Below are 13492 nucleotides of genomic sequence, written 5' to 3'. Positions count from 1 at the left end.
GCATCAGCGATTGTTTAAATGATCGCGAATGCAACTTCGAATGCCACGATCTCTGGCGCGGCGGATTTTCACCGATATCTCAGCAAGTTAGTAATTAGGAAGCTGAGTAGCGTCCCAACCCCCTCCAATAGCCTTAATCAGCAGGACACTCGCGTCCATCTCGCGCTGACGTAGATCGATATCGTTTCGCTCATTCTGTAAGGCGGTTGTCTGAGACGTCACGACCTGGAGGTAGGTATCGACCCCGTCCTGATAGCGTTTTGTGAATAAATCGAGTGCTTTTTCCGCGGAGATCGTCGCACTCCTTTGTTGTTCCACTTCCTTGGCTAGAACATTGAGGACAACAAGATTATCTTCGACCTCCTGAAATGCAGTAAGGCTGTCCTGTCGATAAATGGCGATCGTAGCATCATAGTTGGCACGCGCCCCCTCGGAGATTGCACGGCGCCGTCCACCGTCGTAGATCACTTGAGATACAGACGGACCTACGGCCCAAAGCCTGCTGGGCCAGCTGAACCAATTGGAAGCCTGGGCAGACTGAAATCCTGCAGCCGCACCGATGGTCACCTGAGGGAAATAAGCCGCCTTGGCAATACCGATCTGTTCATTGGCTGCGGCTACTCTACGTTCTGCCGCCGACACATCTGGCCGGCGTTCAAGAAGGGTTCCGGCGACTCCAACGGGTATCTGAGGTGGTTGAAGCACAAAATTCTCGTCGAGGGCGATCGAGAACTGGGCAGGAGTCTTTCCGACCAGAACTGCAATCGCGTGCTCATAGTTAGCCCTGGCTTGAACGATGTCTGTCTCTAGAACTTGTGCTGACTGAAGCTGAGTACGGGCCTGCTCAACATCTGCGCGAGGTGATGCCCCGCCGTTGTATCGATCTTCAGTAACCTTTAGCGCGTGTTCATACGTTTTCACAGTATCTCGAAGCAGCCGCTCCTGAAGATCTGCACTTCGCAGGCCGAAATAATCACGAGCAAGCTCCGCATGAAGACTCAACTTTGAAACTTCCACATCGCCGGCTGAAGACTGTGCTTCCTCTTTCGCCGCAGTCACCGAACGGCGAACGCGTCCCCAGAGGTCTACCTCGTAGGAGAGCTCGAGAGGAAAGACGAAGTTGCCTGTACCGTTGTTGACCAGAGCCTGATTGAAGTAGGGCTGGTTAGCTGAGTCTCTCTCGTTCAGAATGCTTGGAGACAAACTGATGGACGGAAACTGAGAAGCGCGGTTGAACCGAATGGCTGCCCGTGCCTGCCGAAGACGCGCTTCCGCGAGTTGGAGGTTCTGGTTCGCCTGAGTGAGCTGGTCTTCATAGTCATTCAGCCGGGCATCACCAAAGACCATCCACCACTTTCCTCGCTCTACCTGATCATTAGGACTGGCTGTCTTCCAATCTGATGAGTCAGTGACATTGGAAGGCAACGGCTCCTTAATAGCTGGTGGCGATGGTGGTGCAGATGGTTTGACATACTTCGGGCCAACCTCGCAGCCTGTCGCGAAGAGTCCGCCTAACGCCAGAAAAATAGCGACCCGCTTATCGATCATTTCCCGCCCTCACGATTCTCCGGGGCAATCCTCACTGGCGTTCCAGAGGTGAGGGAGTCAGAAGGATTCAGAATAACCTTGTCCCCCATGGAGAGCCCTGATGTGACCTCTAAAGTCGAACCAAAGTCTCGGCCGATTGTTATTGGAACCAGTTGCGCTTTGCCGTCGCGAACCACAGCGGTTCGCATACCTTCGGAGCGGAACAGAATTGCATTGGCAGGAACGGTGAGAGGCCCCGCCGCTGGATCTTTAGCGTTTGAGGCCTTAAAGTGTGCCAGAACATAGGCCCCAGTCTTGATCTCATCCTTTGCGTTGTCGATGTCGATCTCGACATTGAGAGTTCTGGTTGTCTGGTCGATCGCATCCGACGTCCGAGCTATCAACCCCTGAAACGTTCGGTTTGGATATTCATCGAGAGTAAGTTCAACCGGAGCCCCTAACCGTACTACGGAGGATTCTGCCTCGGGGACAGAGACGAAGATGCGGAGGCGCGACACAGACGCCATGTGAAATAGCTCCTTGGGACCACCGGATCCGGAGTCGATGAGGGCGCCAATATCTGTATTGCGCGCGGTAATCACACCATCGAAGGGAGCGTAGACCTTTTCAAACGACTGGAGTTGCTGCAATCGATCGAAGTTAGCGGAGGCGGAGCTCGTCGTAAACTTTTTTGCTTTGTAATCGCTCTCGTATTGTTCGGCTTCTTGCTTCGACACGGCATCATCATTTACCAGTCGCTGCCACCGAACGGTGGTCGTATAAGCGAGCTCTTCGTTCTGCTTAGCCGTGAACAAGTCCTGCTGGGCTTGTTTTAGCTGCTGGTCAAGTTCAGGCGTTTCGATTTCCACCAGCAGCTGTCCCTTCCGAACGTGCGCGCCGATATCGAAGTACCACTTTTTAAGATAGCCGTTTGTGCGGGCGTAAATCGGCGTTTCAATAAATGACTGCGTCGTCCCAGGCAATATCAGTTCGGTCGCTCCTTTAGCTGGCGCAATCGAGGTCACATTGACGAGTGGAACCGCCGCGCGATTCGTCGTCTCAGTGAGTTCGGCCGAAGCCGACTTGCGGCTTAGAAGTCCGATGACAACGACAATCAGCACAATTACCGCCGCAGCGATTGCGAACAGCTTCTGTACGGCCGAGAATGGTTTGCGTTCAACGGCCAGAGTAGACTGATCGATCTGGTTTCCACTATTTGTGTTTGCGGAGCTCACGTTTTCCATTTCTTGGTTACTCCCTTTCGCTACGTACGCGCTGACAGTTCCTGTTCTGGATGGTTTTCTTCAGGGATCTTCTCGATCCGTTTATGGACGAGACTGAATACCGAAGGAACAAAGACAAGCGTGGCAACGGTAGCGATGAGAAGGCCTCCAATCACTGCGCGGCCGAGAGGAGCATTCTGTTCTCCACCGTCGCCAAACCCCAACGCCATTGGGATCATTCCGATGATCATCGCGAGGGCGGTCATGAGGACCGGGCGAAAACGCGTACTGCCAGCCTCGATCGCCGCGGCGACCGGATCGCCGTGATGGCCTAACCGCTCCTTCGCGAACGAGACCACCAGAATGCTATTTGCCGTCGCTACACCCATACACATGATGGCTCCCATCAGAGCGGGGACGCTCAGCGACGTGTGCGTGATAAACAAGAACATAACGATGCCCGCAAGCGCCGCCGGCAACGCCATCACGATGACGAATGGGTCCAGCCAGGACTGGAAGTTGACGACGATCAGCATATAGACCAGCAGAATCGAGAAGATGAGGCCGCCGATGAGACCCATGTAAGCGCTTTGCATGGTCCCAAACTGCCCCCTGAGTGTGACAAAGCTTCCTCGCGGCAGCTCTTTCTTGTGGCCATCGACAATTCGGTTGACTTCGCGCCCGACAGCCCGGAGGTCTCTGTCCTGGACCGCGGCGTAGATGTCGACAACCCGTCGAATGTTGTAGTGGTTGATGGACCCAGGCTCCATCGTCCGGTGAATCGTCGAAACATCGGTCAGGAGCCCCTGGTGAGCTTGATTAGAGCTTGATACCGGAATGTTCTTGATGTCCTGATCGGACTGGACCCCATATTGAGGGTTCTGAACGACAATACTGTACTGAACTCCATTCTTGGGATTCAGGTAGTACATGGGCGACACCTGGAAGCTGCCACTTAGCGCGACGAGCATACTGTTGACGACATCATGTTCGGTAAAACCCGCCTGCGACGCCTCGGTCCGATCCACATTGATATGCAGTTTCGGATAGTCCTGTTGTTCCTGTACCCGAATGTCGGTGAGTCCAGGGACGTGCCGCAGTTCAGATAACATCGCTCCCGCCACCTTGGTGTTCCCTGCCACATCAGCGCCTTCTATCTGGATGTCAACAGGAGCCGGGAGACCGAAGTTCAACGTCTGGGTCACAATATCTCCCGGTAGAAAATAGAAGACATCTCCCGGAAATCTATTTGCCAGGTTTGCGCGGAGGCTTCGGACATATTCCTTGGTCGGTCGATGCTTCTCTTTGAGCGAGACCAAAATATCTGCATCGGCTTCTCCGGTTAAACCAGAGGTGTTGTACATGTAATTGATAGAACTGAATGGAAGCCCAATATTATCGAGAATATTGTCCATCTCATCAGCAGGCACAACCGTTCGAATGTACTGCTCTACTTCGTCGGCCAGTCTCGCTGTTTCTTCGACACGCGTTCCTGTCTTAGCTCGAAGGTGGACGATAAAGTGTCCGCTGTCGCTCTCCGGGAAGAAGTCCTGCCCAAGAAAAGGAATGAGAACGAACACACAGATACAGAGAAGAAGGAACGTCGGAACAAAGATCTTCCTGCGAAGAACTAATTGTTCTAGAAGCGAATGGTAAGCGCCGCGGAAACGCAGAAACAGTTTCTCAAACCCTCTTTGAAAACGAGAGAAGATGTTGTTGGAGACCTTCGCGTGTTCATCATGCGGCTTGAGAAGGAACATGGCCAGCGTCGGAACGAGAGTTCTCGAGAGGATGTACGAGGCGATCATCGCGAAGATAACCGCTTCGGCCAACGGGATGAAGAGAAACTTTGGAACTCCCTTCAGAAAGAACATCGGCAGAAATACGATGCAGATGCACATGGTGGACACAAGAGCTGGTGTCGCGATCTGCGCTGCACCTTCAAGAATGCCATCATGGAGATTGGCGCCCTCTTCGAAGTGCCTTTCAATGTTCTCGATCGTAACCGTCGCATCATCGACCAAAATTCCGACCGCAAGCGCCAATCCGCCAAGCGTCATAATATTGATCGTTTGATGGAGAAAACTCAATGCGATCACTGAGGACAGGATCGAGAGCGGGATGGAGATCGCGATGATCACCGTGCTTCTCCAGCTTCCGAGAAAAAGCAGGATCATCAGGCCAGTCAGCGTTGCCGCAATGATCGCTTCTCTGACCACTCCGTTGACAGCGCCACGCACGAAAATCGATTGGTCTGTCAGCGGTTGAATGCGGAGTGCTGGAGGCAAGGTCTGCGCTACCCTGGGAAGCAGCTGACGGGTCTTCTTTACGATGTCAATGGTTGACGCGTCGCCGGCCTTGAACACCGTCAAAAGCACGCCACGTTTTCCGTCCAGGCGGACAATATTTTTCTGGGGAGCAAACCCATCACTTACTGTCGCAACATCACGGACGTAGATGGTCGTGCCGTTGATAGTCTTGATGGGTAGATCGTTCAATTCCGGAATCGTCTCGGCATCTGAGTTGAGATCGACGTCGTACTCGAACTGGTCGATCTTTGCGGTTCCCCCCGGCTCGATCAGGTTCTGGGTCTGCAGCGCCACGAGAACGTCATTCGCAGAGAGCCCCTTTGACTGAAGTCGTTGCTGATTCAGGGTCACCATCGCCTGTCGGGTCTTGCCCCCATAGGGGTATGGGATAGAGGCCCCCGGAACTGTGACTAATTGGGTACGCAGAAAGTTGATCGCAAGGTCGTTCAGTTGGGGTTCGGATAAGTTATTGCCCGACAAGCCAAGTTGGAGGACCGGTACTGCAGAAGCGCTGTAATTCAGGATCAACGGAGGAAGAACACCCTGCGGCATCTGCCGAAGGATCGCTTGGGAGATTGCCGTGACCTGCGCATTTGCTTTGTCCACGCTTGCATTCGGCTGCAGATAAACCCTGACAACTGCAGTTCCGTTAATCGTGGTGGACTCAATGTGCTCGATATTGTCTACAGTGGTCGTGAGTACGCGTTCGTAGACCGATGTAATACGTCCTTCCATCTCTGCTGGACTTAGACCCGCGTAATCCCATGACACCGCGATGACCGGGATGTCTATGTTTGGAAAGATATCAGTGGGGGTCTGGAGAATCACGACCGGACTCAATATCAAAATGAGCAAGCCGAGAACGATGAACGTATATGGCCGACTTAGGGCAATCTTAACAATCCACATGAAGCTTCACACCCCTCGAAGAACAACCGTTGTCGCCGTCAATCAGAAGAAAATAGGACGAGCCGGGAGATCTCGTCCAACCCGACGTGCGAAAAGCGTAAGAGAGACCGTCGACGTAGTGTGGCGCTCAATCCAACTCAACGCGTCTAGACCTAAGAGAGCGGCACCACGATGACTCCTGCCTTGTTGAAACGACCACCTTGTATCTACTGGTCGTCGACGAGATCGACAGGAACTTTAAGACTGCGCCAAATGTGAGTTCAGGAACACCTAAAATCTTGGAACTGCTTCCTATAGTTTTCTTCAGGTGCGAATGCTACCTACTACATACAACCCAATCTTGAGATCGATTGTTTAGATCGCTGGCGGTTGTATCAGACCAAAGTGTCGTTTATGACAAGGCAGACGGCATCCTCGAGGACTAGAGTAATTGTCTTAGGAGAGGGATCTTCGGCATGCCAAACAGAATCGACAGGTGTCGAATACGCAACAATCCCTGGAGAACACTATGAAGAGAGAGATCATACGGGTCGAGCCTCTATCTACCTACCTTGAGAGATGGAAGGCGCCTACCTCTGCAGTGACGCGACACGGCGATACCGTCTACGTCTCCGGGTTTCCGCCCTTTGATCAGGAGACAGGCGAAGTTATCCTGGCTCCGATCGAACGCCAGACGGAGATCGTTCTGGAGCAGATGAAGCTTTGCCTCGAGACTGCAGGCTCTTCTTTAGAAAACGTCCTGAAATGCCACGTCTATTGCACAAGCGTCGAGATGTTTCCTCAGGTGAACGCGGTCTATGCCCGGTATTTTCCGAACGATCCCCCGGCTCGCACCTTCGTCAACGTTCCCGCATGGCCCGGCTCGTTCGACATCGAGATCGATTGTATCGCTGCGATTGACTAGCATTGCCAGCCAAACTTAACGATGAAGACACACTGAAACGAGGAGGAGATCAATGTTCTCAGTTCTGTTCGAAGTACTACCGAAGAGTGATCAATGGGACGCGTATCTCGGCTATGCCAAGATGCTCAGGCCCGAATTAGAGCAGGTCGACGGATTCGTGGACAACATTCGCTATAAAAGCCTTGGCCGTGAGGGCTGGATCCTTTCGCTTTCCAATTGGCGCGATGAAAAGTCGGTTGTGCGCTGGAGGACGACAATGCGCCATCACGAAGTGCAGGAGATGGGCCGAGGAGAAGTCCTCGAGGACTATCACCTTCGAGTAGGCCAGATCACCAGGGACACTCGTATTCCGGAAGGATATGAGCTCCACGAGCAGCGATTAGATGAAACCGAAGTTGGCGAAGGAACGACTGTTACTCTGATCGACGCAAAGCGGCCCGCAGAGTGGAAAGAGACGACGAACCCGGCTGACTGCTCAGAGTGGCTCGGCCTACGGCCTCTGCATGGTTTCTTGTCATGGGATCTGTTCGAAGCGGTGCTGACACCCGGCGACATCATCCTCGTGGTCTCGTGGAAAGACCAGGAAGCAGCAGAATCGTTTGAAGACTCTGTGGACCTTCCAGAGGGGGCCCGCTCTCGTCGAGTCCGCATTGTCCGTGATTACGCCATGTTCGACCGCAGAGAGGCCCCCCAATACTATCCAGATGTCAAACGAGACTAGATCCCCTCGAGACGCTCATGCCATCACAACCTAAACCACATCGATGTAAGGAGATTTGCAGATGTCCCGATTTAACATTCCCAGTCGCGAAGATGCCAATGTTGATACACACTCCACGTTGGACGCAGTGGGGAAGCGTTTAGGGTTTATCCCTAACCTTCACCGCCTAATGTCTATCAGTCCAAACGCTTTTGCCGGCTGGGCAGCACTTCAGGATGCCTTGAAGCAAACGCTTGATGCCAGAACCCGCGAAGGAATGGCCATGGCTATTTCTGAGGTCAATGGGTGTGACTACTGCATCGCAGCGCATAGCTATGTAGTGACCACCTTCACCAAGGCAACACAGGATGAGTTGGCGCTAAACCGCAAAGGTACATCATCTGACCCGAAGAGAGCCGTTGCCATTGGCTTCGCGAAGTCGTTGGTCGAGAAGCGCGGCAAGGTTACTGACGAGGAACTCGATGCAGTTCGCACTGTGGGCTATACGGATCAACAGATCCTCGAGATGGTCGCTCTCTCCGTTCAGTTCTTGTTCACGAACTTTATGAACAATGTGGCTGAGACACACATTGACATTCCGGACGGAGTTGCAGCGACTGCAAAATGACGACCTGTCTGGGCTTATGACCGTCCGCATGCTTCAAAAGCGAATTGAGCTTTTAAGATTTCCAGATTTCCCGCCATTCACGGGGCGTAGCACCCGCATAGCGGCGAAAGATTTTGGTGAAATGACTTTGATCCGCAAAGCCAACAAGGGTAGCGATAGTCGCGATCGGAGTTTTAGGGTCGAGCAAGAGTTCCTTTGCTTTTCGCACCCGTATCTGAAGGATAAATGCGTATGGGGCACTTCCCGTCGATCCTCTGAAACCGCGGGCGAACCAAGATCGAGAAAGGCCGGTCAGTTTTGCAACTTCTTCGAGTCCCACGTTTCGGTTGAAGTTGTCTTCCAGATAGTCTTTTGCAAGTCGGAGTTGCCACGGCAACAAACCATTAGCGGGCGCACGTGCCGGCCACTTCTTGGCGGATTCGAATATCAAAGCGAGGAGTGCCATGGTAATACTCTCTCCGAACATCCGATCGCACGGTTCATCCTGCACAAGCACGTCCGCGAGCAGTTTCGCGCAGTCTCTTACCCGAGGCTCGTAGACAAGTAATCGGGGTTCACTGAGCGTCGAATGGTCGTAATCATCGCCCAAGATAGATTTGAGCGCATTTTCATCGAAGGAAATTTGGAGGTCACGGAGGAATTGAGCATTATCGCTAAAACACCACACTTGCTCCTCTGCGGGAATCCAGTTAAAAAAGCCTACGTCGTGTCGATCTCTCGGAGTTGGTTCGTCGGCTTTAAATCTCGGCTCGCACAACCCACCGCGCTGGCCCAAACGAACAAGCAGCGAATGGCGATCTGATCGCATATCAACACAGGACTGTCCTTTGATTGGATACTTTTCCAGGTAGCGGATATCAAGTCCGTTCAATGTCCGCGAAAGTATCTCAACCTTCTTGTAACCCGGAGAATTTAGGAATAATGGCATTTTCTTTTTCAGTTCCCACAATGGGTGTCCTCGTCGCTACCGGGACTTAAATCGAGGCTCTTGCTGTCGTAAAATCGATGTTTTGCGTTTGCAGAGCGCCATCAAGTAATGGCTCAACCTTGTTCCTTGTAGTGTGGCACTTGTCTCGTAACAACACTTCACTTTTGCTCGAACTATGGATGGAGCCCGGAAAACATGGATGAAACACCAAAAGTAGATGAGGGCGTACATACGATTGCGGCGGCCATAGGGGATCCCGGACGGTCGAAGATGCTCTTTGCGCTTCTCGACAGTCGCGCTCGCACCGCTACCGAGCTTGCAATTGTTGCTGACCTGCGTGCGTCTACGGCCAGCGCGCACCTCACTCGGCTGAAAGAAGAGCGATTAGTCAAAGTCGTAAAGCAAGGCAGACATCACTACTACACCCTCTACAGCGCAGACGTAGCCACGGTGCTCGAAGGATTACTCGCCTTATCGGGGGCGACGATGCCGCGATTTGTAACAAAATATCCTAGTCAGCTCCGTCACGCGCGGACCTGCTACGACCACATTGCCGGCACTTTGGGCGTTGCTCTACTCGACACTTTTGTCCGAGAAGAATGGTTGATGGCTGATGATCCAGATAATACAGAATCCTATTCACTTAGCCCCAAGGGCTTGGAAGCGTTGAGCAGTCTGGGTATCGATCTCGCCGAACTTGAGACACAACGACGGCAACTTGCCGTTCCCTGCCTGGACTGGAGTGAACGTCGGCCTCACCTCCGTGGATCCCTTGCGGCTGCGGTCCTGACGTTGGCCAAAAAGAACAGGTGGGTAGTTGGGGAGATCGACAGCCGCGCTTTGACCCTCACCGCGAAAGGCCGCCGGGAAATGTCTACGATCTTCGGATTGAAACTTTAACAAACCATCGTGTCCATGAAAAGTGAGCCCATGTCACATACTAACGACACGATCTTAAGCGAACCCCCAAACATCGGTCGCCGTCGAGGGTCATTGGAGTCGTTTAGACAAGCGATGACGCGATATCGACCTGATCCACTTCGACTCTTGTTTATCGCTGAGGCGCCTCCTGCCTACAAGGTGAACCGCCTGTTCTACTTTCATGACATTAAGACAGGCGATGCGTTGTTCCTTGAGATGATGAAAGTGCTCTATGGTACTTTTATCGGATTCAGCGAATCCGAGGGATTCTTGAAGCCGTTGTCCATAAAGGACGTACGGCGACGCAAACCCGAGCTCCTGAATCGTTTCGTGTCGGACGGCTATTTCCTGATTGATGCAAGTGAGCGACCCATGCCGGACGGTGCCACTGCCCCCGCCAAACTTGAGCTGCTTCGTCAATCTCTTCCAGGACTCAAGATCAGAGTTAAGGCACTTCTCGGAGAGCAGTCCGTCCCTATTGTGCTGATCGGAGGGGTGACTCATAAAGCGTGTTTTAGTCCACTTAAGGATGAGGGATATAACGTGATCAACGAAGAAATGATCAATCACCCCGCTCGTGGTGGCCAATTATTCTTCAGGAAGAAGCTCCGGAACACGCTGAACCAAATTGGACGAACGCAATCGACCTCTCTCCAAATGGGAAGCTAACATGCGGCTCAGTTAACCGAAGTTTGCTCGTCCACGCATAGCCATCTGACTCGTGATTCCATAACCGATGAGGTGTCACCTATGACCAATAAGCATTCCGTGCCCTTGCTAAACGAAGTCGTTCCCCGTTCGGGGCTCGAAGACCCTATTCCTGGACCAGAAACAATTGGGCCTTCACTGAACTGCCCTGACGAGGGAGTCTATCAACACGAAGTGAACTTAGATCCGTCGTCTTCTCGTCGAGAATAAGACTGTTGTCCTGCACAGGGGTCACTCTGCAGTATTAAGCGCCTGACGCCCTAAAGAAATTTACCGAAACGATCGTCGAGGTCAGATCCCGATGTATTGCAGCTCAGCCCATCGAAGGAACTATTCTGCATCCTGCGCGCCGCTGAGAGCAGAGCATCCCATGCAATCCGAGCGAGACCTCCATCTACACTAATCCTGCGAACACCGAGGTCGGCCAACTCTGCTACTGTCAGGTCCAATCCCATCATAAGAACGCTCAGGGGTTTGGGTGCCACGGCTCGCACCATTGAAGCTATATCCTGTCTGTTCTTCACGCCGGGCGCACAGAGACAATCAGCTCCAGCGTCGGCAAACGCAACAAGCCTGTCCGTTGTGGAGGCGACGGATCTGGGATCAACCAATAAGCTATCAGTTTGGGCCACAAGGATAACGTCATTCCCACAATGATCGAGGGATTCACGCGCGGCTTGAATACGTTCGACTGCAAGGCGCATTTCATAGAGGGTCCTATCTCCCTTTGCATCTCGATCTTCGATAGAGAAGCCAGCTATGCCCGTGTCGACGACGACATCCACATTGATACCTACCCCCTCAGGATCTCTTGCAAAGCCTGATTCGAGATCAGCTGTTACTGGCAGATTCACCTTCTCGCAGATCGATGAAAGGTGTTCAAGCACGTCATCGAAGGTGGTCTCATATTGAGGTTTACCGATTGACCATGCAAATCCTGCACTTGTGGTGGCAATGGCGCGAAAACCAAGCTGTTGCATCATACGAGCTGTGCCAATGTCCCAGGGACTAGGGAGCACAAAACAGCCAGTTTCATGCATGGCGCGAAACCTCTTTCGCCTTTCCATAGTTGCCGACATCTCATCCTCCCTCGACAAAGACGAACCAGGCACTGGGACAATCTGCAATCACGTTCAACAGCAAAACAGGTGGCTTGCGCAGTGCATTCATCTCGGTTCTTGTAAGAGTTCTTGATTCACTCGCGAACTGCTTGTGGCACGGCGCTTACTTACCTACAAAAACTTCCGATACAAGCCTTTTACACCTCTGCCTTCTCTCTGTCTTGTCAGATCGTGCTGTTACTGAACACATGGTAAAACTAACTCGTTACACAATCTCCTTTCGAGAAGGTGAGAGCGAATGGCAGCTGTGTTTGTCCCGTCAACTATGGCCGTCATTTTTGTCAAAAACTGCTCTTTGTGACGATCTCGCTGTCATGTGTCTTTCGATTGCGATAAGGACGCTTTATCTTCTATCCAAATCGATACAATTTCAGTGTTGGAATTGTGGGTCACGTTCAACGCAGAACCTACTTTCGCGAATAATGACTGCCGTGGGACGCCCTATACATCGGCGCGTTGTTGAAAAATACAGCCGTAATCAATAGCCAGCAATGAAACGAAAGGTCGCACAAAATGTCCCATCATTTTGATACAAAACTCGCTAAAAAAGATCCGAGCATGAACATCTGTGACATGTATCTGTTTCCGGGTACGCCTGGAAATACCGTTATGGCTATGACGGTGAACGCAGACGCTGGGCTTGGCTCCTCAGACGCTCTGCCGGACGAAGCTCTGTATGCATTTCGTTTTGATCTCGATGGAGATGCACACGAGGATGTTGTATTCAAGTTTAGATTCGGTCACCCGAAACACGCTGATGGTGATGAACATAGGCATATTCAGTCATTTCAGGTCAGAAGGGCTGTAGGAGAACAGATCGGAGGAGATGCCGGCGATCTTCTAGTTGAAGGCTCAACCGGGAGCGTCTCTTCGGCAGCGGGTGTGAGTGCTTTCGTTGGCGTTGCGCCAGAGATGTGGGCTGCGGACGCGATCGCCTTCTTCAATCTCCTAAACGCGCTTTATAAAGAGGATCGGTACGATGGCGAGGTCTTTCTGCATCGGAAGAATTTCTTTGCGAAGAGAAACGTCATAGCGATGGTGCTCGAGGTTCCCAACTCGATGATTGGAAATGGGCAGGTCCGGTCATGGGCAACCGCTTCCCTCTTCGGACATGCACCTGAAGTGCAGATATGTCGATGGGGTCTTCCTCTGATCACCCATTTGTATCTCTCAGACCCAGCGACTTCGGAGCTCGTCGATAAGTTCCATGCCAACACACCCTCGCACGATGTGGAGTCGCTCGGACCGGCAGTGGCGGCCTTCACCGCTCGATTCTCTGGGCACGCCAATCCCATATCAGATCCCGTGGCATACGGCAGCAAGATTGCGGCTCGCCTTTGCCCGGTAATGCTTCCATATGAGATGGGAACGCCCGCGTCATTTGACGTTTCGAGCTTCAATGGACGCCCAATGAATATCGATGCCTATGACGTGATGCTGTCGATCGGTGCGAATACACCAATTGCTGACGGGGTCTCTCCGGACATCACCAGAATTGTCGGAACTTTTCCGTATTACGGTATGCCATTCAGCAAAGAAGAGCAGGCCGATCTGGAACCCATTTCGACAGGGTTTTACGAGTAAACTCAGTAGTGTCATGCCTCTGGGATGCGT

11 protein-coding genes are annotated in these 13492 nt (G+C 52.4%); 6 read left to right on the top strand and 5 right to left on the bottom strand.

Going from position 1 to position 13492, the window contains the following annotated elements; all coding sequences use genetic code 11:
- Positions 1 to 87: 87 nt before the first annotated feature.
- The 3 genes from HDF14_RS18905 to HDF14_RS18895 are packed head-to-tail and all read right to left on the bottom strand — an operon-like array spanning position 88 to position 5968.
- On the bottom strand, positions 88 to 1548 hold the full coding sequence (locus tag HDF14_RS18905; RefSeq protein WP_183979781.1) for an efflux transporter outer membrane subunit: 1461 nt from the start codon (positions 1546 to 1548) through the stop codon (positions 88 to 90).
- The gene (locus HDF14_RS18900) at positions 1545 to 2771 is read right to left on the bottom strand and encodes an efflux RND transporter periplasmic adaptor subunit (protein ID WP_183979779.1); all 1227 of its coding nucleotides are present in this window, start codon (positions 2769 to 2771) and stop codon (positions 1545 to 1547) included. The genes HDF14_RS18905 and HDF14_RS18900 overlap by 4 nt, the downstream gene beginning before the upstream one ends.
- Before the next feature lie 20 nt (positions 2772 to 2791).
- Entirely contained in the window at positions 2792 to 5968 is a 3177-nt protein-coding gene (locus HDF14_RS18895) for an efflux RND transporter permease subunit (RefSeq protein ID WP_183979777.1), read from the bottom strand.
- Between the two features lie 508 nt (positions 5969 to 6476).
- Between HDF14_RS18895 and HDF14_RS18890 the strand changes: the two genes are divergently transcribed.
- The 3 genes from HDF14_RS18890 (at position 6477) to HDF14_RS18880 (ending at position 8200) form a co-directional block, all read left to right on the top strand.
- Positions 6477 to 6872 (top strand): RidA family protein, encoded by a 396-nt coding sequence (locus HDF14_RS18890; protein WP_183979775.1) that lies wholly within the window; start codon positions 6477 to 6479, stop codon positions 6870 to 6872.
- 52 nt (positions 6873 to 6924) lie between these two features.
- Positions 6925 to 7593 (top strand): antibiotic biosynthesis monooxygenase family protein, encoded by a 669-nt coding sequence (locus tag HDF14_RS18885; protein ID WP_183979773.1) that lies wholly within the window; start codon positions 6925 to 6927, stop codon positions 7591 to 7593.
- Positions 7594 to 7654: 61 nt separating this feature from the next.
- On the top strand, positions 7655 to 8200 hold the full coding sequence (locus tag HDF14_RS18880; RefSeq protein ID WP_183979771.1) for a carboxymuconolactone decarboxylase family protein: 546 nt from the start codon (positions 7655 to 7657) through the stop codon (positions 8198 to 8200).
- A 52-nt stretch (positions 8201 to 8252) separates the two neighbouring features.
- Here HDF14_RS18880 and HDF14_RS18875 read toward each other — a convergent pair whose 3' ends face one another.
- Complete coding sequence (locus HDF14_RS18875; protein WP_183979770.1) at positions 8253 to 9149, bottom strand: helix-turn-helix transcriptional regulator; 897 nt, start codon at positions 9147 to 9149, stop codon at positions 8253 to 8255.
- Between the two features lie 174 nt (positions 9150 to 9323).
- Between HDF14_RS18875 and HDF14_RS18870 the strand changes: the two genes are divergently transcribed.
- Positions 9324 to 10028 (top strand): ArsR/SmtB family transcription factor, encoded by a 705-nt coding sequence (locus tag HDF14_RS18870; protein WP_183979768.1) that lies wholly within the window; start codon positions 9324 to 9326, stop codon positions 10026 to 10028.
- Between the two features lie 147 nt (positions 10029 to 10175).
- Positions 10176 to 10718 (top strand): hypothetical protein, encoded by a 543-nt coding sequence (locus HDF14_RS18865; protein ID WP_183979766.1) that lies wholly within the window; start codon positions 10176 to 10178, stop codon positions 10716 to 10718.
- 299 nt (positions 10719 to 11017) lie between these two features.
- Here the strand turns inward: HDF14_RS18865 and HDF14_RS18860 are convergent, their stop codons facing one another.
- Complete coding sequence (locus HDF14_RS18860) at positions 11018 to 11836, bottom strand: isocitrate lyase/PEP mutase family protein (protein WP_183979764.1); 819 nt, start codon at positions 11834 to 11836, stop codon at positions 11018 to 11020.
- Positions 11837 to 12391: 555 nt separating this feature from the next.
- On the opposite strand from HDF14_RS18860, the gene HDF14_RS18855 reads away from it, so the two are divergent.
- A complete protein-coding gene (locus HDF14_RS18855; RefSeq protein WP_183979762.1) occupies positions 12392 to 13462 on the top strand; it encodes a DUF4331 family protein in 1071 nt (356 codons plus the stop codon).
- The last annotated feature ends 30 nt before the right edge of the window (positions 13463 to 13492 follow it).

Origin of the sequence: Tunturiibacter gelidiferens (genome assembly GCF_014201335.1) — a bacterium.
Classification (GTDB): domain Bacteria; phylum Acidobacteriota; class Terriglobia; order Terriglobales; family Acidobacteriaceae; genus Edaphobacter; species Edaphobacter lichenicola_E.
Note: the sequence above shows the minus strand (reverse complement) of the source record. Positions and strands in the feature narration are given on the sequence as shown.

Coding starts and splice junctions, on each gene's coding strand:
- HDF14_RS18905 (WP_183979781.1), bottom strand. CDS start 1,548: ATGATCGATAAGCGGGTCGCTATTTTTCTGGCGTTAGGCGGACTCTTC.
- HDF14_RS18900 (WP_183979779.1), bottom strand. CDS start 2,771: ATGGAAAACGTGAGCTCCGCAAACACAAATAGTGGAAACCAGATCGAT.
- HDF14_RS18895 (WP_183979777.1), bottom strand. CDS start 5,968: ATGTGGATTGTTAAGATTGCCCTAAGTCGGCCATATACGTTCATCGTT.
- HDF14_RS18890 (WP_183979775.1), top strand. CDS start 6,477: ATGAAGAGAGAGATCATACGGGTCGAGCCTCTATCTACCTACCTTGAG.
- HDF14_RS18885 (WP_183979773.1), top strand. CDS start 6,925: ATGTTCTCAGTTCTGTTCGAAGTACTACCGAAGAGTGATCAATGGGAC.
- HDF14_RS18880 (WP_183979771.1), top strand. CDS start 7,655: ATGTCCCGATTTAACATTCCCAGTCGCGAAGATGCCAATGTTGATACA.
- HDF14_RS18870 (WP_183979768.1), top strand. CDS start 9,324: ATGGATGAAACACCAAAAGTAGATGAGGGCGTACATACGATTGCGGCG.
- HDF14_RS18860 (WP_183979764.1), bottom strand. CDS start 11,836: ATGTCGGCAACTATGGAAAGGCGAAAGAGGTTTCGCGCCATGCATGAA.
- HDF14_RS18855 (WP_183979762.1), top strand. CDS start 12,392: ATGTCCCATCATTTTGATACAAAACTCGCTAAAAAAGATCCGAGCATG.